This window comes from Paenibacillus sp. T2-29 (assembly GCF_052921365.1).
In genome coordinates this window covers 172,517-197,613 of sequence record NZ_JBREVE010000002.1, presented here as the reverse complement: position 1 = coordinate 197,613, position 25,097 = coordinate 172,517, and the positions used below count along the sequence as shown (strand labels likewise).

Sequence of the window (25,097 nt, the reverse complement as noted above, 5' to 3'; positions counted from 1 at the left end):
TTCTTAATTGATATTGATAATTATTATCACTTATAATAGAAGCAGACATATTAAGTTATGATAGGGGGAGTTGCAGAGTGACAGAGTCCTTGGAATTATATGATGTAACGATCATCGGCGGCGGTCCTGCCGGTATGTATACCGCGTTTTACAGTGGAATGAGAGATATGAAAACCAAGCTGATCGAAGCCAAGCATGAGCTAGGCGGGCGGATGCGCATATACCCTGAGAAGATGATATGGGATGTTGGAGGCGTTACCCCGATTTTATGTGAAAAGCTGATCGACCAGCTGGAGCAGCAGGCACGGACGTTCGAGCCTACCATTGTATTGGGGCAACAGATTACGGGTTTGGATCGGCAAGAAGATGGTACGTTCCTGCTGACTTCTGCCACAGGGGAACAGCATTGGACGCGTACGATCGTTCTGGCCGTAGGCTATGGTATTCTCAAAATGGCTAAACTGGAGATTGAAGGCGCTGACCGTTACGAGGTTACAAATCTGCATTATACCGTACAAGAGCTGGAGCCGTTCCGGGACAAGCACGTCCTGATTTCCGGTGGAGGCAACTCGGCGGTAGATTGGGCGAATGAGCTGGAATCTATTGCGGCGAGTGTAACAGTTGTACATCGTCGGGATCATTTTGGCGGACATGAGAAAAATGTAGCCCGTATGAAATCCTCTTCGGTTCGTGTTCTCACACCTTACGCGGTAGGTCAGTTACATAGCAACAACGGAGAGACGATTGAGCAGGTGACGATCAATCATGTAGATACGGGCGAAACAGAGATACTGAATGTTGATGCAGTTATCGTAAATCATGGTCTAAAATCCGATTTCGGTCCTCTGCGAGATTGGGGACTGGATATGGGAGAGTGGCATGCCCGCGTGAGCGACAAGCTGGAAACGAATCTACCGGGGATTTTTGCTGCAGGCGATTTTGTCGAGTACGGAAGCAAGCTGTATCTGATTGCAGGTACGTTCACAGACGCCGCCCTTGCCCTCAACAGCGCCAAGCTGTACATTGATCCGACAGCTGACAAAGCGGCATATGTATCTTCTCATAACAGCCGATTCAAGGAAAAAAACCGCGAGCTTGGTGTCTTGGAGTAAGATAAGGGAATCAGTGTTTAATAAAGAACTTCCGTTAACTACAGCTGATGTGGTTGAGGAGGTTCTTTTTTTGCATAGTTAAGGACTTCTCGACCTAATGTTGGATGCCACACACATATAGAATAAAATGAAGAAAGCCTGTCTTTTTCGGGACTTAAATAGTAGATTTGGAGTAGAAAAGATTAGGAGTGTGAAAAAATGAGCTTACGAGAGGTGTTTGAGCGTCTAGCGATTTATCTGCCTGACGATACGCTGGAAGCTTTACTGATCCATAGTAAGAAGCAGAAAGGGCACAAGGTTCAGCTACGATTACTGAGTGAACAGGAGCTTGCTGAGAGTACTGAGTGGATGGCGCAGATCGAGGTGTTCAAACATATCGTCCCTCTATGGACGGATGATCATTCTAATTATGTAGGCCTATATGTAGAAGGACCGTTGGCATATAAATTATGTTATATAAATCACGAGGAAACAGATTTGTCACCGATATACCGAAGTGCGGCTTCGTTGATTGCAGAGTTGGAGCAAAAACCGGAGCTCGATTGGGAAGAGCTGCATAAGGATTACCCGTCTAACGAGAACATAAGCACCGAACAACTAGCAGAAGATATTCGCTGTATGCATGAATTAAAGGCTATACTGGAAAAGGATTCATCTATGGAGGATGACGTGAGGTGTCAGCTTCTTTACAGCTTAATGGCGATTACTCCTGTCAGTGAGGTGGATTCATTGCTTTCCTATGTGGATGATGAAGATATGTATGTACAGGAACGTGCATGTATTCTTTTGGGATATCATGGGTATGAACCAGCGACCGAAATATTAAAAGAAGTAGTGAAGCATGGAAGCCCAAATGGGAAGCTGGCAGCCCGTAAGGCGCTCTCGATGATTCGCACTAAGCAAATGGACAAGCATATAAAAAATAAACCAACCTCTCACATAGTAAATATAGACGGGATTGAAAGGTGACTTATGAACAGACGAACAGAGCAACAGGAAGCGATAAGGGTAAATATCATTCAAAAGGCAGAGCCGTATGTACAGCAACAGTTGGAGCATGACCACAGTGGTCACGATTGGTGGCATATTGACCGGGTGAGGAAGCTGTCCATTGAACTCGCTGCAAAAGAAGGTGCAGATCCGTTCGTGTGTGAACTGGCAGCACTGTTGCATGATGTAGCGGATGAAAAATTGAATGATTCCAAACAAGCGGGGCTGGATAAAGTTGAGCAGTGGCTGCATCTGCATGTAAACGATCCGGACGTGATCACACACGTAATGACCATTATTGCTACAATGTCCTACAATGGTGGACAAAACCCGCCTATGGAAACGCTGGAAGGTCAGGTTGTACAGGATGCAGATCGGTTGGATGCCCTGGGAGCGATTGGAATTGCAAGAACCTTTATGTATGCAGGCTCAAAGGGCAGTATCATGCATGAACCAGGTCAGGACTATTCACAGTATGAATATCGCGCCGCAGGTAAAAGTGCTATTTACCATTTTTACGAAAAGCTGCTCAAGCTCAAGGATTTAATGAACACCACTTATGCCCGAGAGCTAGCGGAGGTCCGGCATCAATGGATGGAGATGTATTTGGAGCAGTTCTATAGAGAATGGAATGTGAATGATATCCAACAGAACAGGGGAGGCTGATGCTTCCTAATTGCAATGATTCCAGGAGAAGTCAGCTCTCTTTTTAATAAATATTAGAAAAAATATTGCAATACACCGATTTCTCTCCTACTATTGATAATAGTTATCAATGATAATGATAATTATTATCTGTAAATTCAAGTAGGTAGAGGGGAGTCTTTTAGATCATGAAGAACTTTGCAGTATGGATGTGTACCTTGTTATCGGCAAGTTTGCTGTTGACGGCATGTGGTGAAAAGGTACAGGAGGTGGATAGCTCAGCCCAAAAGAATACCAATGCATCGACACAAACGTCTGTTTCTGACGGAGAAAGTGCCAAGACGATTACATATCTAGATAAGACTTATAAGCTGGCCAAAACGGATCATATTATTATAGCTAGTCTGGAAGCGATGGAAGATGCGGCTGTCCTGGGAGTGAAACCAACTGGGGCGGTTACCTCGGGCGGGAAATTCCCTGAGTTCATGGAGAAAGCAATGGAAGGAGCTACAGACGTTGGTGACCGAATGCAGCCTAGCGCTGAAACGATCCTCAAATTGAAAGCGGATGTAATTCTGGGAAGTTCTAAATTTCGGCCTGCGGTGGCAGATCAGCTAGGTAAGGTCGCTCCAATGATTCCAGTATCCCATATTTCAACGAACTGGGAAGCGAATCTTTTAATGTTGGGAGAGCTTACGGGCAAAGAGGCGAAAGCGAAAGAGATCCTGAACAAGTACAAGCAAGATGCGGAAGCGGCCCAACAGAAGCTCAAGCCAATATGGGAAAATAAAAAGGTACTCATGGTAAGGATTCGTACAGGCAATTTGTATGTATATCCTGCAGATGTATATTTCAATCCTTCGCTGTATGCTGATCTAGGAGCTAAAGTACCGGAAGAGTTAAATACGGTTAAAGCACAAGAGGCGGTTTCTCTGGAGAAATTGGCTGATATGAACCCGGATTATCTGTTCGTGCAATTCTCTGAAGGAGAGAACAAGGATCAACCGCAGGCGTTGGCAGATTTGGAGAAGAATCCGATTTGGAGCAGCATCAATGCCGTTAAGAATGGGAAAACCTTCGTCAATATTGTAGATCCCAATGCTCAAGGTGGTACTTCATGGAGCAAACTTGCCTTTTTGGAAGCGGTTATGAACCGACTTTCGCAGTAAAGGTAGGAACATGGGAAAAAAGTTGATCTCTCCTTATGTTGTAATCTTCGTCTCTCCCTTATTTATCGTATTAACGCTACTGCTGTCTGTGATGTATGGAGCCAAAACGATAGAATGGGAGACGGTAACTGCTAGCTTTTTTCATTTTGATGCTGGGAATGTGGATCATCAGGTCGTTTTAAACTCGCGTCTGCCCAGAGCGGTCGGCTCTATATTAATCGGTGCTTTTCTTGCGATTTCAGGAGCCATTATGCAAGGAATGACGCGGAACTTCTTGGCTTCACCCTCAATTATGGGCGTGTCGGATGGGGCGGCATTTGTGATCACCTTAATGATGATTCTTGCGCCAAACTCCACTTCGATGGGCCTGATCGGAAGTTCTTTTGTGGGGTCTGCTTTGGGAGTGGCTATTGTGTTCGGTTTAGCCTGGATGATTCCCGGCGGTCTTGCTCCGGTTCGTATGGCCATTTTGGGAACGATCATCGGCACGTTTTTAAGCAGCCTGTCGGCCGTTCTTTCCATTTATTTTAATGTATCGCAAAATGTAAGCTTCTGGTTTAACGCTCGTCTGCATCAGATGGATCCCGATATGATTCAATTGGCAATTCCCTTTGCTCTTGTGGCAATTGTGGGAGCGATGCTGCTGGCCAAGCCAATAACACTATTGTCTCTGGGCGACGACGTGGCCACAGGGCTGGGACAGCGGGCATTACCGGTCAAGCTGGGGGCCATGCTCTGTGTAGCATTGCTGACAGGTGTTTCTGTTGCGCTGGCAGGAAAAATTGCCTTCGTTGGCTTGTTGATTCCGCACATTACCCGATATTTAATCGGTGTAGATTACCGTTGGGTCATTCCATGCTCTGGATTGATCGGTGGTGTTTTTTTGGGCATGTCTGATGTGTTGAGCCGTTTTCTTAATTATCCGTTTGAAACGCCTATTGGTGTGGTTACCTCGGTCATTGGCATCCCTTTCTTTCTGTACTTAATACGTAGAAAAGGAGGGGGAGAGCATGCGTAAAATCAGTGCGAAACGTCTGTGGTTCGTACTTTCAGGCGGGGCTGCGCTCATTTTAGCAGCTTCCTATGTCAGTCTGACCCATGGAGAGTTCGACATGACCCTACAGGAAGTAATTCAGACCTTGTTCCGTATTCACCCTACTCCGCAGTTGGATTTGGTGATTTTTGATTTTCGGCTACCGCGTATTGTGATTGCGGCCTTGGTCGGCTTAGGTCTGGGGATTGCTGGAGCGGCAGTACAGGGAGTTACACGGAATGGTTTGGCCGATCCCGGCATTTTAGGCATTAACGCAGGGGCGGGGGCAGCCATCGTCATATTTATGTTCTTTTACCAGGGACAAATGGAAACGACCGGCTGGACTGCAGCGCTGGCTATGCCCTTTTTCGGCTTGATTGGAGGTTTGATGGCTGCGCTGCTGATCTATTTATTTGCTTGGAAAGCAGGTCGTCTGGATCCGCAGCGGTTGCTTCTCGTAGGTATCGCGATTGGCTCTGGCTTCGGTTCCTTAAGCTTATATCTGTCGCTGAAAATGAAAGCCTCGGATTTCGAGATGGCGACAGTATGGATGTCGGGCAGTATTTGGAGTGCTGATTGGAAGCTGGTTGCTGCCGTAATTCCGTGGCTTGTCATTTTAATTCCTGTTATTTGGCTGAAGTCATATGTTCTGGATCTATTTCAATTGCATGAACATACAGCTAAAAGTCTCGGGGTTGCGACCGAAAAGGAAAAGTCTATTCTTCTGTTGTCCAGCATTGGACTGGTGAGTGCCTGTGTGTCTGTTTCGGGAGGAATAGGCTTTGTAGGATTATTGTCTCCTCATATCGCCAGAAGGCTGGTTGGCCTTCATCATCGTTTTGTGATTCCTGTATGCGGTATGGTCGGTATGGTACTGGTGCTATTATCTGATTTTATTGCCAAAACGGTGGTTGCGCCTGCGGAAATTCCCGTTGGGCTGATTATTGCGGTGATCGGGGTCCCTTATTTTGTAGTCTTGCTTATGAAAAAAACGGCCTGATTTCATTAGAATTCAGGTTCTACAGGAGGTTATTTTCATTAAAAACGTATTTACGCAAGCTAATCATTCCAGCGATGCTCACGGAGCCGTATGCGTTCCTCGTAGTCAGCATCGAGTGATGCACTCGCAGGCTGAAAACCGTGAGTATCATATTTATATTGCCATCCCTGCCGAGGAACCTCCTGTATCTGGTCATCCTATTATTTATGTGCTGGATGCCAATTCTGTTTTTGGAACCATGGTGGAAGCAGTGCGCGTTCAGGGTAGACGGCCCGACAAAACAGGGGTTGTTCCAGCTATCGTTGTAGGAATAGGCTATCCATCAGAGGCTCCATTTCATCCTTCACGATATTACGATCTTACACTGCCGGGGACGGCTGTGGAGCTTCCAATAAAGCCAAACGAAGATGCAGCTATAGAAAGCGGGGGCGCCGAGCATTTCTTATCATTTATTGAAGATGAGCTTAAGCCTATGATTGAGCGTGATTTTCCTATCGACCGCAGCCGACAGACGATCTTCGGGCATTCGCTTGGAGGACTGTTCGTATTACATACCCTGTTTACAAGACCAGACTCTTTTCAGGTGTATGTGGCGGGAAGTCCGTCTATACACTGGGGTGGACAAGCTATTAAGGATGAAGAGAAACAGTTTGTAGCTTCTATAGCTCAGAAGCATTGGACTAAAAAGCTGTTGATTGCTGTAGGGGAGTTAGAGGCTGGGCATTTTAGTGGCATGCAGGAAAAAGCCAGGGACTTAGCTGCTCGTCTAACGACTAGGGACAATCTAGGACTACACGTAGAGTACCGGGAATTTGCAGACGAAGGTCATATATCCGTGCTGCCGGTCTTGGTTAGCAGAGCGGTTCGTTTTGCTAGTGATTCTATCTAAATATGCAGATAGGTATACATTTTTGAAAGTGTTTTTATTAAAAAAATGCAAGAAATCTGAGGCTGTTTCCCCAACCGAGCATATCGGAGGGGAGCAGCCTTTATTTTTTTGTAAATGTCATATTGATATTATTATTTAGATGTGTTATTTTGTTGTTAATAACAAATTGATAATAACAATTAATAATTAACAATTAATAATTAACAATTAACAAGATGATGGATACTATAAAGAAAGCGAGGAAGCGACGATGTTTGGATTTAATTTTGTTAAATTTCAACCCAGTGAATATGTCATGAAGGTGAAGAACGGGAAGGTGGTTCGAGAGGGTGTGGGGTTATCTTTTTATTACTATGCTCCGACAACCTCGGTTGTCGTCGTGCCGGTCTCTTCCATTGATGTACCGTTCATGTTTGAAGATATGACGAATGATTTCCAGGCAGTGACAGTGCAGGGACAACTGACTTATCGGATTGTGGATTACCGCAGAACGACGCAGATTTTAAACTACACGTATGATTTGAAGGAACGACGCTACATTTCGGACGATCCAAGCAAGCTGGCCCAACGGGTGATTAATATTGCCAAGGTGCTTACCAAAAAGTATTTGGAACGTGTCCCACTCAAAGAAGCAGTTCAGTCCAGTGAACGTCTGGCCCAAAACATGACGAAGGATATTGCTCAGCATACAGAAATGGAGAAACTGGGCATTGAGGTCATGGGGCTGTCCATTTTGGCGATTTTACCCAATAAGGAGACGATGAGAGCACTGGAAGCGCAGGCGAGAGAGGAAATTCTTCGTAGTGCGGATCATGCTTTGTATGAGCGTCGTAACGCATCCATTGAGCAGGAGCGCCGTGTAAAGGAAAATGAGCTGAATACGGAAATTGCAGTGGAGACGAAAAAAAGGCAGATCCGCGAAACCCAACTGGATGCCGAGCGTTCCGTAAAGCAAAAGCAAAGTGAGATGAAGGAGGAGCAGCTGCGGTTCGACACGGCCTTGGAAGAGAAAAAACGCGAACTGATTGAGCTGACCGTAACGAATAAAAAGGCGGAAGCCGATGCCAAGGCCTATGAGCTGACAGCGGTGATGAAATCGTTGCAGGATGTCGAGCCCAACGTACTTCAAGCTATGGCCAACATGGATATGAGCCCGGATAAGCTGATCGCGATCGCATTTCAGGAGCTCGCAGAAAATGCAGGGAAAATCGGTCAGTTGAATATTACACCGGATCTGCTACAAGGTCTCATGTCAGATACGGGAACAAACGGATCAGCAGGATCGAGAGGATCTGGAGGAAGAGCACGATGAACAACCGAATGACAGAGCAGAAGATTATTTTGGTGAAGCGTAAAACGCGACTGGAGGAACTGATTGTCCGATACAATACGGTGCAGCAGGCTCGCTTCTTTATGGAACGATTGGGTGCGGATTTCAGTGATTATGTGCTGGAGGATGAAAATTACCGCAGGGCGGTGGCAACGGCAACGTCCGAGTTATCGGCCTTGGGGCGTGTGCAGATTGTGGAGCGGGAGCATGTACCGAACTTTATTTTTGGTGAACAGGATACGGTGGTGGTACTGGGTCAGGATGGGCTGGTAGCCAACACGTTAAAATATTTGACCGAGCAGCCGCTAATCGGCGTGAATCCAGATCCATTGCGCTGGGACGGGGTATTGCTTCCATTTACTGTATCTGATCTGCGCTGGGTGGTGCCGGATGTGTTCGTGAACAGACGGCCGATTAAAGAGGTTACGTTGGCTAAGGCCCAACTAAATGATGGTCAATCCTTATATGCCGTGAACGATTTGTTCATCGGGCGCAAAACTCATGTTTCTGCGAGATATGAGTTGAGATTGGAGGATCAGGTAGAGCAGCAATCGTCCAGCGGTATTATCGTTTCCACGGGACTGGGGGCGACGGGCTGGCTGACCAGTGTGCTGGCTGGAGCGGCCGGTATTGTCGGCAGTGCTACACGGCATCCGGTCTCGCTGACTCCAGATCACCTGGTGTCAGGTGCTGCTTTTAGTCAGGAGGGGACAGTAGAAGGAACGGGACAGGATCATCGTGCAACCTGGAGCTCGCCATCGCTTTATTTTACGGTGAGAGAACCGTTTCCCAGTCGGACGACTGCTGCGGAGCTGGTGTTTGGACAGGTGGCAGTTGAAAGACCGCTGCGCATTGCTTCGCAGATGCCGGAGAATGGAGTTATTTTTAGTGATGGAGTGGAAAGCGACTTTCTGGAGTTTAATGCTGGCATTGAGGCGACCATTGGACCGGCGGAGAAAAAAGGGCATCTGGTCGTGTAGAGGTTTGTACAGGACAGCAATGGGTAATTATGAGTAAGGTACAACCATCAGATGAAATTAAAAAGGAGGAATCAACATGAGCGACCACACTCAAGACGAAGCGAAAATCCGCAACAAGAAGAACGAGGACGGAGATTCCTTGATGGAGAAAACGAAGCTGGACAACGGCGTGGATATCGAGCCTGAGGCTGATGAATGGATTGCGAAGCCCTCACCAGTATCATACGATGATACGAAATCCTCTTCGCAGAAATAAGACTCTTGCGTCTCAATAGAGCAGTGATGCAAAGACAGATGATCCTTAACCGGGTCATCTGTCTTTTTTTACATACATTAATTAAATCTGGAATATACCTTCCATACTAGCTCACGACGGCTGCTTACCTCTGTTTTCAAGAAAATCGCTTTCAGATGATCCTGCACCGTGTAGGCCGTAATATGAAGTGCACTTGCCAGTTCCTTAGTAGAAAAGCCTTGGACAATGAGCCGTACAAGCTGTCGCTCTCGTTCAGTCCATGAGTAGATTTCAGCCATAAGCGGCAACATGTCAGTTGCTTTAGCAGGCTCAAACCATACGGCCAACTGCTTCTCGCCCATATGCTCGCGTCCGCCTTGCAGGAGAGTGGCTCTGATCGTGACCCAAGGGGTTTCAGCATCAGCGGAAGGGATACATAGTCTGGCTGGTGCAGTAGAAGTGGATAGCGCTCGCAAGCTTACCGCCCGGACAGAGGCTGGCAGCTCGCCATCATGGATTCCCTCTTGCTGCCGAAGCAGCTTTAGCCACTGCTCTGCTAGTATATTGGACGAGAGGGGGGTTAGTTGAGTGGAAAGCGTCAGAACCCCTGGCTCCAGTTCATGTTCCATAATCATTGCGGGGACTGGAGATACACCGATACTAGTTTGACGCAGATGGTAGGCTATGGACGGCGCTAATGCTTCAAGCAGTTGTTGCTCTTCCGTGCTGAATACAGGCTTTCCATGGTGGCGGAACAACGTAAGAAATCCCCAGCAGCTTCCTTTGTACATAAATGGAACACGCAGCCATCTCCGAATCCGGCGGGTTGCAAAACATTTCTAAAACGTGTGCTGCGATCCGGCTGGCCTTGTGTAGACCCATGAAGCGTCGCGATGGACTGCCCCTCTCGCACCAATTGATCGTATTTCATGATATCGTCGTGCAGATATTCGTATTCTAGTAGTTTGCTGTGAATGCCCTCTACACCCGACTCCGTAAATGCCCCCGTGGAAAGCAGCGTTCGCGGATCTACTGAGGTACAGCACGCCGCATCAAAAGAAATCTGAGTACGCAAGCGGTCGATTAGCGTGTGCTTGTAGGTGGGGGATGAGGGTGACTTACTTCCCATTTCCATGATTGGTTGTCGATTCTTCTTAAGCTGTGCAAATGGTGTATTATGTGCGTTCATCCTTTACTCCTATCGTGAAAGCTGGAGATTCTCAAAGCGCGATTATTAAATCCCACATTTGTGGGATGGTGGTTATTCGTATTGTCTATATAATTGAGAATGATTCTTAATTAAATCTACAATAAACGAATGGTCGTTGAAGATCAAGGCTAAATGTTTGGAGGAGAGCACATATGAAGCAACCCCATATTGGAAATACCGACTCAAATCAACCTATGAGCTGGAATCATCCGAATGTGCATAAATACGCGGATACGATTGCTTTAAAAATACCTGGATATACCCATCTGTATGAGATGACAGATTGTTTGATAACCGCACAGCTTGAAGTGCAGGCTCATAACAAAAATATTGATCCGAATGTGCTGATTGTCGGAGCTGGGGGCGGTCAGGAACTGATTACGCTCGGAGGGCGGCATGAGGCATGGTCCTTTAGGGCAGTTGATCCCTCTGAGCACATGCTGGATTTGGCACGTCAACGTGTGACACAAGCGGGCATCGGTTCAAAAATATCATTTGTTACAGGTACGTTGGAAGAGTTGTCTGGAAAATCACCTAAAGAACAGTACGAAAAGCGCAGCGAAGAGTCATGCAGAGAACCGGTCTATGACGCTGCTACCTGCCTGCTGGTGCTTCATTTTCTTCAGAGCTTGGAAAATAAACAGGCATTGCTGCGCCAGATATCCGGTCGACTCAAGACGGGTGCACCTTTTTGCCTAGCTTCTATTAATGGGAATCCGCAGGATCCTTCTTTTTCCATCCAAATGCAGGCGTGGAAAGGCCATATGCTGAGTCAGGGCATTTCACTGGAGGATTGGGAGCGATTCGCTACTTCTATCGGTCGTGAGTCAAACCCGGTGTCCAATGCGGCAATTCAGGAACTGTTGATAGGTGCAGGCTTTACTCGCATTACCCGGTATTATGGTGCTTTTTTAGTAAATGCATGGTTTACGGTTAAGGAGGAAGAGATGGCTTATGACAAAGGATAATATTATCATCATTGGCGGGTATGGCCATGTTGGGAAAATTGTATGCACAGAGTTAAGTGAAATGTTCCCTGGCAAGGTATTTGCCGCAGGCCGTAGTCTTGAACGTGCCACTGCATTCAGCCAACAATCGAATGGCAAGATACGACCTTTGCAGCTTAATATTCATGAACCGATGAACCCGTCGATATTAGAGCAAGCTAAAATGATTATTATGTGTCTGGATCAGGACAATACAACCTTGGTACGCACCTGTCTTCAGCATGGCGTGCATTACATGGATATTACTGCGAATGCGGCTTTTTTGAGTCAGGTGGAGCAGTGTCATCAGGAGGCCCGAGCTTATCAAGTCACTGCATTGTTAAGTGTAGGATTAGCTCCAGGGCTAACCAATCTATTGGCTCTGCAAGCGACACAGCTCATGGATCAGACGGATGAATTGAACATATCTTTGATGCTGGGCTTGGGTGATCGACACGGTCAGGCCGCGATTGAGTGGACTGTAGATCAGATTCATACCGACTTGGAGGTGATAGAACAGGGACGTCCAGTGACTCGAAGAAGCTTTACCGACGGCATAGTAGCAGACTTTGGTGTAGGAGTGGGTCGTCATCGGGCGTATCGGTTTCCCTTTTCGGATCAGCAGACACTTCCACGTACGCTCAATATTCCTACAGTCAGCACACGCCTGTGCTTCGATTCGCGCTTGACCACCCGTCTTCTGGCAGGGCTCCGGACGATAGGAATATCAGGTCTGCTCCTACAGCCAACTGTTCGTGATGCAGTAGTTCGCAGCTTTGGCAAAGTGCATCTAGGAGGAAATGCTGTAGCGGTCAAGGTAGACGCCCAAGGATCTCGCAATGGCAAGGAGACGAGGGTTGAATGCAGGCTAAGGGGACATCATCAGTCTAATTTGACTGCTAAAGCCGCCGTTTTTGCGGCGCTTGCCCTGTATCGTTCAGAACTTCCATATGGTGTTTTTCACATGGAGCAGGTTTTTTCGTGGAATCGCATGCGGGCTTGGCTGGGACAGCAGGTAGACGTAGATATTCAGGTGAACGGACAGCAAGTATAAAAGTCATATATCTGAAAAAAAGACTCTCATATCATCCAAGCTTATTCGGCAATGCCTTGCGGATAGGTCTTGGATTTCTTTTCCTATTGGATTACACTAGAAGGAAGTACATATTTCTGGGAAAGACCAGAGGGGATGATATGAAATGTGGAATCCCTATGAACATAGTAGGCAGCATCCGCACGATTTTATAGTAAAATATCGATTTTACACACCGGAAGAAGGAGGCAGGAAACAACTGCCTATTCAGGGTTATCGCTGCGATTTTTCCTATGAGGGCGACGATATTACAACAACGGGAATTTATGCAATACATCCTGAGTTTGAAGATGAAGAGGGTCAATTGATCATGGATACCAGGCACCCGGTTCACCGGGAAGGTCAGGCAAGAATGTGGATTTTGTTTGGAGAAATGAGGGAAAAGGTACACCGACACCGGATACATGTAGGAACCAGGGGATATTTTATGGAAGGCCCACGCCGAGTCGGTGAAGTTGAAGTTACAAGTCTGGTAGGCCTCTTGACCAATCCGCTCGACTAAGCTGCTCGAATTCAATCAGAAGGTGCAATCAGACAGCGAATAGAGGTGTTCAATCGAAGATGGATGTCGCTTATATTATCGATCTATTACGTAAAGACGATGTAACCTTAACCCCAGGCTTATCCACCCGGGAGATTACTGAGGTCGAAGACAGGTATGATATTCACTTTCCGCCCGACTTAAGAGAGTTGCTGATGAACGTTCTTCCAGTCGGTAAAAGCTTTATTCCTTGGAGAGATACGTCACCACAGCGGATGGGTGTCATTTGGGAAAGGCTGAATTGGCCGCTCGAAGGTATGATTTTTGATGTGGAGCAGAATATATTCTGGCCTTCCGAATGGGGAGAAAGACCAACAGATTTGCAGGAAGCCGTGGACATATGTAAACGTGAGTTTTTGCGCGTGCCCAAGCTGATCCCCATCTATGGTCACCGATATATCCCAGAGCAGCCTTGTGAAGAAGGAAATCCGGTATTTTCAGTGTATCAAACGGATATTATCGTGTATGGAGAAAGTTTGCAGGAATATTTCAAGCAGGAATTTGGAGAGAAGACTTACGAACAGATTGATTATGAGGCCGTAAAAACAGTTCGCTTTTGGAGTGATTTATGTAGTTGAAGCGTCGAATCGCTAGGAAGTTAATAAGTCGAGGCAAAGGAAGGAGAACATAAGGTGACGATGGAGCAGGATTTGGAAGAAATCAAGGAAAGGCTAACCCAAATCGAGACAAAACTCGAACAAAAGTCGACTTCTAGCAAAATCCTGAAGTATATGGTCATCATTTTCTTGTCTATTTTTTTCTTGCTTCTTGTGATCGGAGTTCTTCAATTCGTCTCAAGCTGATCGTTATAAATTTACGGACAGAAAGGAGCTCGTTATGTCTATAGAAGCCATTATTTTTGATCTGGATAATACACTGATTCATCGCAAACAGGCATTTGCTGCATATACTGAGCGTTTTATAGAACGATTTATTGTGGCAGAAGAACCAGCCAGCCACGCGGCTGTCGTTGAGCGAATACGTCTGGCGGATCAAGACGGGTATCGAGATAAGAGGGAGCTGTATACCGAGCTGCATGCAGACCTGAAACTGAAAAATCCCGATACGACAGTACAGGAGATGCTGGGCTTTTGGTACGGTGAATTTCATAAGTTTACGGTCCTGATGGACGGAGCCAAGGAAGTGTTGTCTGAGCTGCGGTCTCGGGGCCTGAAGCTTGGCATTATTACCAACGGCTCACTCCGCGCACAACAGGCGAAAATCGACCGAGTGATGCTGAGAGATTACGTGGATTCCATTATCGTATCGGGTGACGTCAACATCGAAAAACCTAATCCTCGTATTTTCGAGTTGGCACTGAAAGAGCTGGACATTGCCGAACCTGGTCATGCCTGTTACGTAGGCGATCATCCGACGAATGATATTCGTGGTGCGCAAAGTGCAGGATTGCATACCATCTGGCTGGAAGGCTTTATGACGTGGAATGAAATGGACATTGTACCGGATCATCAGATTGGGAGTCTACGTGAAATCACTGGCTGGCTGGATCGTCTCAGCTATCCATCGAATATGGAGGCGGGAGCATCATGAGTAGGGAGCAGCAACCGAATCCCATTCTGTTATCGTTCCCGGAACAATTCCAGACGGAGCGATTGACCATACGCGCTCCACAGTGGGGCGATGGAGTGGCAGTTAATGAAGCGATACGAGAAAGTGTAAATGAGCTGCGACCTTGGCTTCCTTTTGCGAGAAATCTCCCTACGGAGGAGGAATCTGAAATCCGTTCACGCCAAGCCAGACTTAAATTTCTGGATCGGTCTGACATGGTGCTGTATATATTTGATACGGCTTCGGGACAATTTGTAGCCAGTAGCGGTCTGCGCCGAATGAATTGGGATGCACGAAGATTCGAAATTGGATATTGGCTCAGAACCTCATGGATCGGAAAGGGGATTGTAACAGAGGCCGTACACGGTATTACGGATTTTGCCATACAGCATTTACATGCTAATCGGTTGGAGATTCTTTGTGATTCCAGAAATACGCGCAGCGCCAAGGTAGCGGAACGGGCAGGTTTTACATTAGAGGGGATTTTAAGGAATGTCGAGTGTGATGAAGAGGGGAATATGGTACACCATATGGTTTTTGCGAAAGTACGTGGTATTGAATTTTAGCAAGCGATTGTACGATATTGCGGGAGCTTATATGATTCATAATATGACGAAAAATACAGACAAGTTGGTGTGCATACAATGTGACATCAGCTTAAGGTTCAGCAATCTTGCAAGCGCAATCCCAAGAGGATGCTTTACGAAGTTTTATTAGAAGCTTGGCAGGTATTTTCCGGTGTTAGGAAAGGTAATTTAGTATGAGAAAATTTAGTAAGAGCAGCAGTAGGGGAATTAATCAGGAAATAAAGGAAAAGTTCCACTGGAAGGCTCGCGCTGCGTATCTGGTTGCCGTGCTGGTCATGATCTTGTTGGGCTTGGGAAGCAGGGCTTTCTCCACCCAGTTACCTGCATTCGTTGCCAATCACTTTGGGGATGCCTTGTGGGCATGCATGATTTATTTTGGGCTGAGAATGTTGTGGGTGAACCGTCAGTTGTCTGTAGCCCTTTGGGGCAGTGTGCTGTTTTGCTTCGCTATTGAATTCAGTCAGATGTACCAGGCTCCTTGGATTAACCACATTCGGGCGACCACCCTGGGCGGCCTAGTGCTTGGCAAAGGGTTTCTGACCGTGGATCTGATCAGGTACACGGTTGGTATTGTGGTATCCTGGGTACTGGACCAAGGCTGCCAAAGGCTGGTGGGGATCAATAGACGTATGGACGATGACAAACCACTCAAATAATCTGAGAAGCGAGGGTTGCGCTTGAAACAAAAGAGAAAGCATCACAGGTCGTTCGGTAAGATGATTGGGTTATGCGTAGGGTTCAGCTTGTTGTTTGCAACCATACTTATTCCAGGGCAGGCATTAGCGGAAAAGCAGCTTGCGGCGCCTCTTCGTTTTGATTTTGGTCCTGGGGATGTAGCTGACGGCTACACTCAGGTCACTGCTAAGGATGCTTACACGCCTGAGCGTGGCTATGGATTTACCGATCTTTCCAAGGTAAATGAAGAGAACCGTGGTGGAAGTGATGCTATCCGCTCAGATTTTGTTCGTGTTCAAGGCTCATCATTTGTCGTCAATTTACCACCTGCGGATTACACGCTTTCTCTGATTGCCGGAGATATTGCCGGAAACACGGACATTACGGTTAAAGCCGAATCCATTGTTAAAGTAGAGCCTACTGCCAAAACAGCAGGACAATTTGTCGAGGCTGCGTTTGAGCTTGCACTCATCGACGGTCAGCTCGAATTGTATTTCTCAGGAAATGAAGCGAAGATCAACGCTTTGGTTATCACTCCCAAGGGAGCTCGAACGGCTGGAGAACATCCTTCCGTATACCTTGCGGGAGATTCTACGGTTCAAACCTATAAATCCTCGATGAAGCCTCAGGCAGGCTGGGGGCAAATGATTGCGCCGTTTTTTACAGATGAGACTATTTTTGTGAACCGTTCTATTGGTGGACGTAGCACGAAGACTTTTTTGGTTCAAGGGCGGTTAGATGATATTTTACGGAATATCCGTCCAGGAGATTATCTGTTCATACAGTTTGGGCATAATGATGCCGCGATCAATAATCAGGAGCGTTATGTTTCACCTGCCGACTATAAAGTTTACTTGAAAACGTACATCCAAGGAGCCACTCAACGCGGTGCGGTACCTGTGCTAATTACTCCTGTAGGCCGCCGCGATTATGATGCAGCAAGTGCTTCGTTTCGGATTAGTTTCCCGGAATATGTGCAGGCCATGAAGGAAACAGCATCAGAGACGGGTGTTGCACTGGTCGATCTTAGTCAATTGAGTGTAGCCTACTATGATACATTAGGACTGGAAGGAACACTTCCACTATTTTTACATTTGGAGCCAGGTGTGTATTCTGCATTTCCTGATGGCGTGAAGGATGATACACATTTTCAGGAGTATGGTGCGGAGCAAATAGCCCGCTTGGTAGCCCAAGGGGTTCGTGATTTGAATATTCCTCTATCCTCTTATGTAAAGGCAGAGAATCTGCAATAGCACCGAGTTTCCATAACCATGATATACTCAGAAAATAAGCTGGCCCTACCCAAACCCAGCATGATTTAGGCTTGGGTGGGGCTTTAATGTTCTGGACTTTAAGGAGGAAGTAGTATGACAGTCGCTCAACTTCATAATCTTATTAACGGTCAACTCCTGCATAATCAGCATCGGAGTTTATTTTATATGCGCGAGGGTTCTGTTCTGTTAGGACCATCAACGGAAATGAAGTACTGGCTGACGCAGCGAAGCTCGGAACTGATCCTCATGCTTCAAAGCTTGAAGCGCCAGCATACGTATCATGTTTTTGTAAAGGATGTAGCGGCCAAAATACTGTCCCAGTTTGTAAATACCAATCAGTATCTACATTTTCACACAGATCATGCGAGGGAGCTTACGGAGCTGTATGATCGATTCTTCACCCGGATTGAAAAGCTGTTCCAAAAGAAATCTATAGCAGGGGCAACTCTGGACTTACTGCTCCAGCAGCATTATGGGCATTTGAGAGATTTTTTAACTCGTACCAATGGACGTGAAGTGTTCGCTAAGTATGCAGAGAATGAATATACTTTTTGGGTACCTTGTGAGGAATATACACCGGAGTTGCAAGCGAATCTGCTAGGATTGGACATTGCTCGTTTGCAAGAGCCTGTTCTAGATGTTGGTTGCGGATCAGAGGCACGGTTGGTTACTTATTTACGTGCCTACGGAATTGAGGCATACGGAACAGATCGGCTGGCTGAAACAGACGGTTGTATCACCCAAGGAGATTGGTTAGCGACTACTTATGAAGAAAGTAGATGGGGAACGATCGTTTCACATATGGCATTCTCCAATCATTTTATGCATCATCATCTGAAGGCAGATGGTAATATCCATGAGTACGCTCGTAAATATATGGAATTGCTTAAAGCCATTCGGCCAGGAGGGAGCTTTATCTACAGCCCGTGCCTCCCGTTTATGGAAGAGCTTTTGGATGCCCAAATGGGTTATCAAGTAGAGTATATCCAGTCATATGAAGGTTATAGAGCTACGAAGATAACGCGTATACATTCATAAGTGCTAGTATCAGCCATTTGTCAGATTCACTCTTTGAATGGTAGTATAAGGATAGATATTACTCTATTTGGGATTCTGTTAATGATCAGGATTCTCATGTCGTTGATTTGATAGCATAGTTGCCCTGAATAATAAATTATTGTATAGATAACGGAATTTTTCAGGGAAGATTAAACCATATTTTCCTAAAAGCCGATATATGGAAATGAGGCGAAAACACACTGTTATTATGCCCGCCGCAAAATGGATGTAATAATTGGGTTAGGAGAGTAGAAGAAGTGTCCGATCTGTATACAAAAAAAGAAGTAGAAGATTATGTAACGAACGTGGCTTTCGAACGACCTTTAGGTGTAAGCATTTCAGCTATTTTACTGATTTTTAATGGAGCACTCCTGTTGGTGACACAGCTATTGACGCTTAATGCATTAAATGAGGCTTCTACGTTGTTAGGCATGTGCAGGGGCATGTTTCAAGGATTTATCGCGTTGCTCGGTCTGGCAGGAACGGCTGCCGGTATTGGTATGTTGTTCGGTAAGAAGTGGGCTTGGTGGCTGGCATTATTTTATTTTACATATGAGACCATGCGTTATGCGTGTGCAATTCTGTCTATTCCCGATATCTCTCCAGCGTTAGGCGGTGTGCAGCTAAGTCCTGCTTTTTACTACATTAAATATGGTATGCGTATTATTTGGAATTTATTTTTTACGTTGTTTATGTGTCGTAGTACCGTGACCAGCTTTTTTCAAACAAGTGAAATCAACAAATGGAGAGCATGCACGGCATTATTCTTCATCAATGGAGTAGTGGTGGGGATCGGCTGGTGGTTGACAAGATAGGTTCTTCGATGTGAAGGAGAGATGAATAATGACAATGGAAACGTTTCCGACTTTGGTAACCGATCGGCTTTATTTAAGGCAGCTTACATTAGCAGACGCGGAGGACATATTCAACTATTTCTCCAGAGATGAGGTTACTAAATTTTATGATTTGGAAAGCTTTACGAAGGTAGAGCAAGCTGAGAAATTTATTCGTTCCATGCTAACCAGATATGAGAAGCAAGAGGGCTTTCGCTGGGGGATTACGTTAAAAGAAGCTCCTGAGCGGATCGTGGGCACAATTGGATTTCATAACTGGCAGAAGGAACACTCCCGTATCGAAATCGGCTATGAGCTGGCACCGGAATACTGGCGGCAAGGCCTGATGACAGAAGCGATGAAGGTGGTGGTGGATTACGGCTTTCAATTGCCGCAGGTTCACCGTATAGAAGCCTTCATTGATCCAGATAACGAAGGCTCCAGACGGCTATTGCTCAAAAGTGGCTTTACTAAAGAGGGGCACTTGAGAGATTACTTTTATGAAAAAGGTCAGTTTGTTGACGCTGTTGTTTTTGGCTATCTTCGCAAGGAGTTTTCTGCGGAGCAGTAAGTTTACAAATATCCTTTGTCCCCGTAAGGCTGGAGTCGATCAAGCCAGGTCTGCTCCAGCTTTGCCAGCGCGTCTTTGACATCAAAGAACTCTGAGTCCTTTTTCTTCAAAATATCCAGCACCTCAAATTCAAACGAATCTTCGCCATACTCATTCCATTCTTGTTGCAGTGGTTTATTTTTAAACATACCCATTTGCAACTCAAAACGGCGTCCATTCAGTGACTTTAAATTCGGCGTGGAAGAGACGAAAATTCTCCCATTGCGTGTATTGCGAATACAATAGATTCCCGCCTCTGTCTTCATCTCCATGTATTGCTGAACTAGTTCTTTTCTTCGATCCATTGTCGAATCCTCCTATTTTATAAGCGCCTAGCTTCAAGATTCCTTCAACCAATATTCACTGCCATCCGGTTTGCGATCCAATAGACCATATTCAATCATATATCTTCGCACCGTAACATAATCATCATATACTTCCTGTAAAATCGCATTGATATCTTTCTCATGATATATTTGTCCCTTCACAAAACGACCCACAATTTCACGCAGCACAATCAGCTTGTGCTTTTCTTGCATTTTAAAGGTCTTTAGGCGCCCGTCCGTACCATTCGGAAAATACTTCGTGAGTACCTTGAGCCTTTCGTCTTCCGTAATGTTGTAGCGTTCATCCACCATCCGTGCTTGTACGGGTACTTCTACCATGGCGGGAGCGTGGCGATCTTTCTCCTTTAACAGTTCCATTAATGTGAGAAATACCTTGGCCTGCCGCTCTTTTTCCTTGAGACCAAAGCGATGATTGCGTATGGTGGATGCACTGCCGATTCCGGTTTCCTTTTGAATATCCGCATCGCCCATCCCTTGATAAAATAACTGAAGCAACCGATTTTGATGATCCGTCAGTCCAGTCAGCTTTTTATCCAGACCAATCAAATAGTCAAAGACCGATCCGTACGTCCGCTCAATATGAAGACGCATATACCGCTCCGCGTCATAAAATACCCCTTGATCCTGATATATGATGCCTTGCTCGTATCGTTGTCCGTCCAAGAGGCAAACTACCTGCTCTCCTTGGCGAATATATCCACGCTTCAGTTCTTCAATATCAGCATTCCAGAATAGTTCGGAATGATCCATTTAGCAAACACCTCAATTAAATGATGATTATTTTATAGACAATATAACACTTTGTTTATTTTAAATCAATGAATGGATATTTTTTAGATCTCGACAATGTTCGCTATATACAAAAGAGAAATAGGATTGTTATTATATGTAAACTATTGAATTGTATTAAGACTGGATAGTTTCTATATATTGTAATAAGATGGGTTGGTAAACAATGGACAAATTCCGATTAGAAGAAGTCATAGAGAGTGGAGATTTAAAGGAAGCGATAAGGATTATAGAGGATGTGGGTGAAAAGCTGGATCATACATTCACTCCAATATTATTGAGTTATTTGGCAACAACGGATAGTGCATTGCTCAGAAATGTAATCGCCATTACGTTAGCTTATCTAGGAGACAGTGAAGCGGTGCTGCCACTTATTGACTTGTTAAGAAGTCCTAAGACGAAAGGGAATAGAGGAACACTGTTATATGCTCTAGAATTTTTTGACGTATCTACTCATGTTGTGGTGCTGGTAGATTTACTGGATGATACCTTTGAAGCGAGTAGACAATCCTATCAACTGATAAGTACCGTGCAAGATAAAATCTCAGAGGCTCAAAAGGAGCTATGTAGACAAATGATAAGAAGAAAGCTGGGCGATCATAAAAATAAATATAAGCGTAACTTTTTGCTAGAATCTTTAGAGCTTTTTACATAAGACCTTTAACCTTATTCCTTAAAATTATTGTTGGGAGGTATGATATAAATTGAGACAGAGATTTGCTGTTATGGACGATGAAAGTGGGCTCACAGTTGGTTATTGTCGAGATGTGGTTGGGTTAACGGGTGATATTATGGTTGGAACGAATGAAAAGGTCATTTTTGAGCAATTTGAATTTAACGAAGAATTCATAGAAAACATAGCAAAGACAAAACAATCTGTATCCAACTTGTACATTGCTATTTTAGATGATGAAGAAAAAGTGATTGGAAGCTATTATTATCACCTACCTGAATCCTATATAATCCATAAACTAAATTATAGTAAAGGAAACTTCAATCTGGAGTTAACAGGCATACTTGAAACGAAGCCCTCCCCTGTGGAATTAAGATTATGGGAGTTATTAAAGTGCGCTCAATCGCTTGAAAATAATATATGGCAAGGCTTTTCTAAAGAAGAACGGTCTGGATGGCTAAACGTGACTAGAATACATTCTGCATCTAATTGTTTTAAATCTTCCAGACTGGATAAACGAGGAGAAGTCTACACCTTAGACGGGAAACACATATTTGATTTTACAACATTTTTTATAGCACTTGGGGAAGCGATTAATGGGCCTGGAGGGTACTTTGGATTTAGCTTGGACAGTATATCGGACTGTCTCTGTGGAGGTTTTGGGGCAGTAGGACCGTTCACAATCCATTGGCAAAACGCACATTATTTCTTGGAAAGATTCGAGGAAGAATGGGATCAAGAAGAGAGATACTATAGATTTTCACCACAGCAATATTTTATGGATCTTTTAACGATCTTAGTATCAGGTGGTGTTACCGTGAATTTTTCTTCGAATTAAGCTAGCAAAGCAAAAAGGGAATTTTGAAATGGAATATAAATTAATGCATCCATCTTATACAGGGAGGAATATATTTAAAGTTTGCGTATGACTATTTTAGCGAATCTATCAGTTGTTGACTAATAAATATGAGCGGATTTCGAATTAATATAGTGAATTCCACCACAACAGCACCAGCAGGAGAACTAAAACCCCAATCAGCTCCCAATAATATGTTTTGCTTCTGCTTAGATGTAGGTGGCTGAGGTTCTTCCAAGCCATATTGCTCTGCTAGTCTCTCTTTCGTTTTTTGATCTATGACAAGGTCATTCTGTGCAAAGGTGAAGCACATAGGAATGCTTAGCTGTACTAAAAAAAAGTAATACTACTGCTCCGATAATTATTTTTTTGCTCTGCATGGATAGCTCCTGTGATCTCCAATTTTGGCCTATACTTTTTGCGTCACTCAGACTAAATAATTCCTTTACAGGTTTTTGTGACCAGATTATAATGGTAAATAACAGCAACGATTGACATACACTGGTTTATCGGGGTATAGCGCAGCTAGGTAGCGCGCGCCCTTGGGGTGGGCGAGGTCGTGGGTTCGAATCCCGCTACTCCGATTATAATCCAAATGTCCTGCTGGTGCAGATAATGCGCCTGCCGGGCATTTTTTTGTATATTACATATATCCTATCGCTCTTTGTCGCTACTGGGTTTTGACGAGCTAGCCGTATGTAACGAATGTATGTAATTATGAAGCATTGAGGGGAGATAGGATGAAGCCACTTCTGCACGGGATTGGGAGGCAGAAGTGGCAAATCAACAATCGCTGGCGGAATGGTCGGATGTACGCTTTTTTTATTTGCCTATAAAGATTCCTGAAGGGCCTTAGTAGAAGTGCTGTAATCAGCATAACGGGGAAGCACAATAGTGTAGTATATGCCTACCATAACGGTACAGACCCCAACTAATAAAAACAAGAGCTCAATTGAAATAAATGAAGGAAAGCTTACAGCAATGAAACCTAATGTAAGAGACTGGGACAGCATCATTAACGGATTAATCAAACCTTGCACACGTCCCATCATTTGAGGATCTACAATACGAGGCAGCCATCCTCCTATACCAATGTTAATGAACGGAAGGATCAGTGCAATGACAAAATTGATAATCATAAAAGCATAGAGGTGGTTAACAAAACCAAGTATGCACATGCCTATTCCAGCTACCAGAACTCCGGCTGCAATCATTTGGTGTAGCTTTAGCTTGGCGGAGATGAGCGAAGCGATTAGTGTACCAAGCAACACACCAGCTCCAAAAATAATACCTGTCCAAACCATATACTGCTCATAGTTGCCTGGAGCTAGCTTATATTTAAGGATAAACATCGGTAAAACGCTAAAACCACCATTTAAAATACCGAACATAAAAAAGCCTGAAACCAACCAAAGCAATAGTCTGTTGCGTAATATGTAAAGAAACCCTTGTTTAAAATCAATCATGACAAGTTTGAATTTTAATTGTTTGAATTGATGTGCACCGTTCGGAAGGCGTACTTCCCTGGGAATTTTGCAGGAACGAATGAGCAGTGCAGACACAATAAAAGAAATAGCATCAATGAGGATGGCTCCAGTAATTCCAAAGTGCCAGTAAACGACGGCCCCCAGAGTTCCTCCAAATAACATGAAAAGACTCCCCATCATTTGATTGAGGCCTGCGGCAATGGTGTAATCATCTTCGCTTAATATCCCCTGTATAATGGCACTTTCGGCTGGAAAGAAAAACTTGGAGGCAGCACTACGGATGAAGAGGAGGGCAAATACCAAAGGAATCGAATCGATCCAAATAAAAACAAGCAAGCATAAGGATAAAAAGGCGCTAATCCAGTCACAATTAACAGCAATTTTTTGTCTGTCCATCCGATCTGCCAGCACTCCAACCACGAGAAATACTACCAGCATCGGGAGCGAATACATTAACTCGGCAAGTGTTGCATAGTAAGGCTGATTTGTAAACCGTTTCAACAAATAAAACATGAATGCAGTAACTCCGATAATTCCTCCCATTTGTGAGGCGAAGGTTGCCAGAAAAAATCTGACATAATTCTTGTTTCTGAGTATTTGTTTTAGTCCAGTCACAGTTCCATCCCTTTCGCTTTCAAAGCGGTTTTTAGATGCCTAAGTAAAATAATAGTGAAAAGTAGGAAAATTGTACAGAAAAGTGACTTTAATGTCACTTTAAGTTTGAATTTGCATCGTATCGGCAACTTAAATAACCAGCCATCGGTTGATATCCGACAGCTGGTTATTTAAGTTGCCATGTGCTTGATTTATGAATCACAAAAAGGTGTCAATCTCCAATCTTAATTAAGCTAAATCCTCGCCATTTATAGCGATTACTTTTATATACCAGTCACAGATTTAAGTTCGTGATTAGGATATCCGTTTATATCACATCCTAAACTTTAAATGATAAAGACTACAGAATTACAGAATAGCCCGATTCATCTCATTTACGCATGGATATGTTGAGAAAAAGGAAATGCTCATAGCTAGAAAACTTTATACAATGAAAGAGAAATAAGCACTGTGAAATTCGACTTTTGATCATGGATTTCATATAATGTGAACATAATGTGAATTGCTTAA

At 44.7% G+C, this 25,097-nt stretch carries 27 protein-coding genes, 1 tRNA gene and 1 pseudogene; 25 read left to right on the top strand and 4 right to left on the bottom strand.

The features are described from left to right. Positions 1-77: 77 nt before the first annotated feature. The 10 genes from ACU1JV_RS06615 to ACU1JV_RS06570 all read left to right on the top strand — a co-directional run bounded on the left by ACU1JV_RS06615 (position 78) and on the right by ACU1JV_RS06570 (position 9,404). Complete coding sequence (locus tag ACU1JV_RS06615; protein WP_129548918.1) at positions 78-1,112, top strand: NAD(P)/FAD-dependent oxidoreductase; 1,035 nt, start codon at positions 78-80, stop codon at positions 1,110-1,112. Positions 1,113-1,310: 198 nt separating this feature from the next. Beyond that, on the top strand, positions 1,311-2,081 hold the full coding sequence (locus ACU1JV_RS06610; protein ID WP_413985798.1) for a HEAT repeat domain-containing protein: 771 nt from the start codon (positions 1,311-1,313) through the stop codon (positions 2,079-2,081). 3 nt (positions 2,082-2,084) lie between these two features. Then, positions 2,085-2,768, top strand: coding sequence for an HD domain-containing protein (locus tag ACU1JV_RS06605; RefSeq protein ID WP_013370031.1), 684 nt, complete (start codon positions 2,085-2,087; stop codon positions 2,766-2,768). Positions 2,769-2,935: 167 nt separating this feature from the next. Beyond that, on the top strand, positions 2,936-3,916 hold the full coding sequence (locus tag ACU1JV_RS06600) for an ABC transporter substrate-binding protein (protein WP_413985799.1): 981 nt from the start codon (positions 2,936-2,938) through the stop codon (positions 3,914-3,916). Positions 3,917-3,926: 10 nt separating this feature from the next. Beyond that, positions 3,927-4,934 (top strand): FecCD family ABC transporter permease, encoded by a 1,008-nt coding sequence (locus tag ACU1JV_RS06595; protein ID WP_058829220.1) that lies wholly within the window; start codon positions 3,927-3,929, stop codon positions 4,932-4,934. Continuing rightward, positions 4,927-5,949, top strand: a complete 1,023-nt coding sequence (locus ACU1JV_RS06590; RefSeq protein WP_013370034.1) for a FecCD family ABC transporter permease — start codon at positions 4,927-4,929, stop codon at positions 5,947-5,949. The genes ACU1JV_RS06595 and ACU1JV_RS06590 overlap by 8 nt, the downstream gene beginning before the upstream one ends. A 118-nt stretch (positions 5,950-6,067) precedes the next feature. Then, positions 6,068-6,838 carry an alpha/beta hydrolase gene (locus ACU1JV_RS06585; RefSeq protein WP_264216771.1) on the top strand — a complete coding sequence of 257 codons (771 nt, stop codon included), beginning with the start codon at positions 6,068-6,070 and terminating at the stop codon, positions 6,836-6,838. A 250-nt stretch (positions 6,839-7,088) separates the two neighbouring features. Further along, complete coding sequence (locus tag ACU1JV_RS06580) at positions 7,089-8,150, top strand: SPFH domain-containing protein (RefSeq protein WP_025364371.1); 1,062 nt, start codon at positions 7,089-7,091, stop codon at positions 8,148-8,150. Continuing rightward, a complete protein-coding gene (locus ACU1JV_RS06575) occupies positions 8,147-9,148 on the top strand; it encodes a sugar kinase (RefSeq protein WP_413985800.1) in 1,002 nt (333 codons plus the stop codon). The genes ACU1JV_RS06580 and ACU1JV_RS06575 overlap by 4 nt, the downstream gene beginning before the upstream one ends. Before the next feature lie 76 nt (positions 9,149-9,224). After that, on the top strand, positions 9,225-9,404 hold the full coding sequence (locus ACU1JV_RS06570) for a hypothetical protein (protein ID WP_013370039.1): 180 nt from the start codon (positions 9,225-9,227) through the stop codon (positions 9,402-9,404). Positions 9,405-9,481: 77 nt separating this feature from the next. Here ACU1JV_RS06570 and ACU1JV_RS06565 read toward each other — a convergent pair. Continuing rightward, positions 9,482-10,572, bottom strand: a pseudogene (locus ACU1JV_RS06565) (LuxR C-terminal-related transcriptional regulator). Between the two features lie 173 nt (positions 10,573-10,745). On the opposite strand from ACU1JV_RS06565, the gene ACU1JV_RS06560 reads away from it, so the two are divergent. From ACU1JV_RS06560 to ACU1JV_RS06505, 12 genes are all read left to right on the top strand, one after another. Continuing rightward, positions 10,746-11,561 (top strand): class I SAM-dependent methyltransferase, encoded by an 816-nt coding sequence (locus ACU1JV_RS06560; RefSeq protein ID WP_413985801.1) that lies wholly within the window; start codon positions 10,746-10,748, stop codon positions 11,559-11,561. Then, positions 11,548-12,633 carry a saccharopine dehydrogenase family protein gene (locus ACU1JV_RS06555; protein ID WP_165081403.1) on the top strand — a complete coding sequence of 362 codons (1,086 nt, stop codon included), beginning with the start codon at positions 11,548-11,550 and terminating at the stop codon, positions 12,631-12,633. The genes ACU1JV_RS06560 and ACU1JV_RS06555 overlap by 14 nt, the downstream gene beginning before the upstream one ends. Positions 12,634-12,778: 145 nt before the next feature. Next, on the top strand, positions 12,779-13,174 hold the full coding sequence (locus ACU1JV_RS06550) for a hypothetical protein (RefSeq protein WP_045243994.1): 396 nt from the start codon (positions 12,779-12,781) through the stop codon (positions 13,172-13,174). Between the two features lie 59 nt (positions 13,175-13,233). Then, the gene (locus ACU1JV_RS06545; protein WP_413985802.1) at positions 13,234-13,791 is read left to right on the top strand and encodes an SMI1/KNR4 family protein; all 558 of its coding nucleotides are present in this window, start codon (positions 13,234-13,236) and stop codon (positions 13,789-13,791) included. Positions 13,792-13,845: 54 nt separating this feature from the next. Next, the gene (locus tag ACU1JV_RS06540; RefSeq protein WP_013370046.1) at positions 13,846-14,016 is read left to right on the top strand and encodes a hypothetical protein; all 171 of its coding nucleotides are present in this window, start codon (positions 13,846-13,848) and stop codon (positions 14,014-14,016) included. A 34-nt stretch (positions 14,017-14,050) separates the two neighbouring features. After that, the gene (locus tag ACU1JV_RS06535) at positions 14,051-14,764 is read left to right on the top strand and encodes an HAD family hydrolase (RefSeq protein WP_264216384.1); all 714 of its coding nucleotides are present in this window, start codon (positions 14,051-14,053) and stop codon (positions 14,762-14,764) included. Beyond that, positions 14,761-15,348, top strand: coding sequence for a GNAT family N-acetyltransferase (locus ACU1JV_RS06530; protein WP_413985803.1), 588 nt, complete (start codon positions 14,761-14,763; stop codon positions 15,346-15,348). The genes ACU1JV_RS06535 and ACU1JV_RS06530 overlap by 4 nt, the downstream gene beginning before the upstream one ends. Before the next feature lie 194 nt (positions 15,349-15,542). Continuing rightward, positions 15,543-16,025: a ribosomal maturation YjgA family protein gene (locus tag ACU1JV_RS06525; protein ID WP_058829229.1), complete on the top strand. Its 483-nt coding sequence runs from the start codon at positions 15,543-15,545 to the stop codon at positions 16,023-16,025. Between the two features lie 60 nt (positions 16,026-16,085). After that, positions 16,086-17,297: a rhamnogalacturonan acetylesterase gene (locus ACU1JV_RS06520; protein ID WP_090739125.1), complete on the top strand. Its 1,212-nt coding sequence runs from the start codon at positions 16,086-16,088 to the stop codon at positions 17,295-17,297. A 114-nt stretch (positions 17,298-17,411) separates the two neighbouring features. Beyond that, complete coding sequence (locus ACU1JV_RS06515) at positions 17,412-18,356, top strand: class I SAM-dependent methyltransferase (RefSeq protein ID WP_165081413.1); 945 nt, start codon at positions 17,412-17,414, stop codon at positions 18,354-18,356. Between the two features lie 278 nt (positions 18,357-18,634). Then, a complete protein-coding gene (locus ACU1JV_RS06510; protein WP_025676346.1) occupies positions 18,635-19,192 on the top strand; it encodes a hypothetical protein in 558 nt (185 codons plus the stop codon). A 28-nt stretch (positions 19,193-19,220) separates the two neighbouring features. Further along, a complete protein-coding gene (locus ACU1JV_RS06505; protein WP_413985804.1) occupies positions 19,221-19,781 on the top strand; it encodes a GNAT family N-acetyltransferase in 561 nt (186 codons plus the stop codon). A gap of 2 nt (positions 19,782-19,783) precedes the next feature. Here the strand turns inward: ACU1JV_RS06505 and ACU1JV_RS06500 are convergent, their stop codons facing one another. Next, positions 19,784-20,125: a GIY-YIG nuclease family protein gene (locus ACU1JV_RS06500; protein ID WP_413985805.1), complete on the bottom strand. Its 342-nt coding sequence runs from the start codon at positions 20,123-20,125 to the stop codon at positions 19,784-19,786. A gap of 33 nt (positions 20,126-20,158) precedes the next feature. Further along, positions 20,159-20,917 carry a DUF2087 domain-containing protein gene (locus ACU1JV_RS06495; RefSeq protein WP_413985806.1) on the bottom strand — a complete coding sequence of 253 codons (759 nt, stop codon included), beginning with the start codon at positions 20,915-20,917 and terminating at the stop codon, positions 20,159-20,161. Positions 20,918-21,122: 205 nt separating this feature from the next. On the opposite strand from ACU1JV_RS06495, the gene ACU1JV_RS06490 reads away from it, so the two are divergent. From ACU1JV_RS06490 to ACU1JV_RS06480, 3 genes are all read left to right on the top strand, one after another. Further along, a complete protein-coding gene (locus ACU1JV_RS06490; protein ID WP_264216379.1) occupies positions 21,123-21,611 on the top strand; it encodes a HEAT repeat domain-containing protein in 489 nt (162 codons plus the stop codon). A 49-nt stretch (positions 21,612-21,660) separates the two neighbouring features. Beyond that, positions 21,661-22,467 carry a barstar family protein gene (locus ACU1JV_RS06485; protein WP_413985807.1) on the top strand — a complete coding sequence of 269 codons (807 nt, stop codon included), beginning with the start codon at positions 21,661-21,663 and terminating at the stop codon, positions 22,465-22,467. A 528-nt stretch (positions 22,468-22,995) separates the two neighbouring features. Then, positions 22,996-23,069 (top strand) — tRNA-Pro (locus tag ACU1JV_RS06480). 246 nt (positions 23,070-23,315) lie between these two features. On the opposite strand, the gene ACU1JV_RS06475 is transcribed toward ACU1JV_RS06480, so the two are convergent. Next, positions 23,316-24,587, bottom strand: coding sequence for an MFS transporter (locus tag ACU1JV_RS06475; RefSeq protein ID WP_413985809.1), 1,272 nt, complete (start codon positions 24,585-24,587; stop codon positions 23,316-23,318). Positions 24,588-25,097: the final 510 nt, after the last annotated feature.

What these genes read in the sequence shown, in the direction of transcription:
- ACU1JV_RS06610 (WP_413985798.1), top strand. Translation starts at nt 1,311, where the DNA reads ATGAGCTTACGAGAGGTGTTTGAGCGTCTAGCGATTTATCTGCCTGAC.
- ACU1JV_RS06605 (WP_013370031.1), top strand. Translation starts at nt 2,085, where the DNA reads ATGAACAGACGAACAGAGCAACAGGAAGCGATAAGGGTAAATATCATT.
- ACU1JV_RS06600 (WP_413985799.1), top strand. Translation starts at nt 2,936, where the DNA reads ATGAAGAACTTTGCAGTATGGATGTGTACCTTGTTATCGGCAAGTTTG.
- ACU1JV_RS06595 (WP_058829220.1), top strand. Translation starts at nt 3,927, where the DNA reads ATGGGAAAAAAGTTGATCTCTCCTTATGTTGTAATCTTCGTCTCTCCC.
- ACU1JV_RS06590 (WP_013370034.1), top strand. Translation starts at nt 4,927, where the DNA reads ATGCGTAAAATCAGTGCGAAACGTCTGTGGTTCGTACTTTCAGGCGGG.
- ACU1JV_RS06585 (WP_264216771.1), top strand. Translation starts at nt 6,068, where the DNA reads ATGCACTCGCAGGCTGAAAACCGTGAGTATCATATTTATATTGCCATC.
- ACU1JV_RS06580 (WP_025364371.1), top strand. Translation starts at nt 7,089, where the DNA reads ATGTTTGGATTTAATTTTGTTAAATTTCAACCCAGTGAATATGTCATG.
- ACU1JV_RS06575 (WP_413985800.1), top strand. Translation starts at nt 8,147, where the DNA reads ATGAACAACCGAATGACAGAGCAGAAGATTATTTTGGTGAAGCGTAAA.
- ACU1JV_RS06570 (WP_013370039.1), top strand. Translation starts at nt 9,225, where the DNA reads ATGAGCGACCACACTCAAGACGAAGCGAAAATCCGCAACAAGAAGAAC.
- ACU1JV_RS06560 (WP_413985801.1), top strand. Translation starts at nt 10,746, where the DNA reads ATGAAGCAACCCCATATTGGAAATACCGACTCAAATCAACCTATGAGC.
- ACU1JV_RS06555 (WP_165081403.1), top strand. Translation starts at nt 11,548, where the DNA reads ATGACAAAGGATAATATTATCATCATTGGCGGGTATGGCCATGTTGGG.
- ACU1JV_RS06550 (WP_045243994.1), top strand. Translation starts at nt 12,779, where the DNA reads ATGTGGAATCCCTATGAACATAGTAGGCAGCATCCGCACGATTTTATA.
- ACU1JV_RS06545 (WP_413985802.1), top strand. Translation starts at nt 13,234, where the DNA reads ATGGATGTCGCTTATATTATCGATCTATTACGTAAAGACGATGTAACC.
- ACU1JV_RS06535 (WP_264216384.1), top strand. Translation starts at nt 14,051, where the DNA reads ATGTCTATAGAAGCCATTATTTTTGATCTGGATAATACACTGATTCAT.
- ACU1JV_RS06530 (WP_413985803.1), top strand. Translation starts at nt 14,761, where the DNA reads ATGAGTAGGGAGCAGCAACCGAATCCCATTCTGTTATCGTTCCCGGAA.
- ACU1JV_RS06525 (WP_058829229.1), top strand. Translation starts at nt 15,543, where the DNA reads ATGAGAAAATTTAGTAAGAGCAGCAGTAGGGGAATTAATCAGGAAATA.
- ACU1JV_RS06520 (WP_090739125.1), top strand. Translation starts at nt 16,086, where the DNA reads ATGATTGGGTTATGCGTAGGGTTCAGCTTGTTGTTTGCAACCATACTT.
- ACU1JV_RS06515 (WP_165081413.1), top strand. Translation starts at nt 17,412, where the DNA reads ATGACAGTCGCTCAACTTCATAATCTTATTAACGGTCAACTCCTGCAT.
- ACU1JV_RS06505 (WP_413985804.1), top strand. Translation starts at nt 19,221, where the DNA reads ATGACAATGGAAACGTTTCCGACTTTGGTAACCGATCGGCTTTATTTA.
- ACU1JV_RS06500 (WP_413985805.1), bottom strand. Translation starts at nt 20,125, where the DNA reads ATGGATCGAAGAAAAGAACTAGTTCAGCAATACATGGAGATGAAGACA.
- ACU1JV_RS06495 (WP_413985806.1), bottom strand. Translation starts at nt 20,917, where the DNA reads ATGGATCATTCCGAACTATTCTGGAATGCTGATATTGAAGAACTGAAG.
- ACU1JV_RS06490 (WP_264216379.1), top strand. Translation starts at nt 21,123, where the DNA reads ATGGACAAATTCCGATTAGAAGAAGTCATAGAGAGTGGAGATTTAAAG.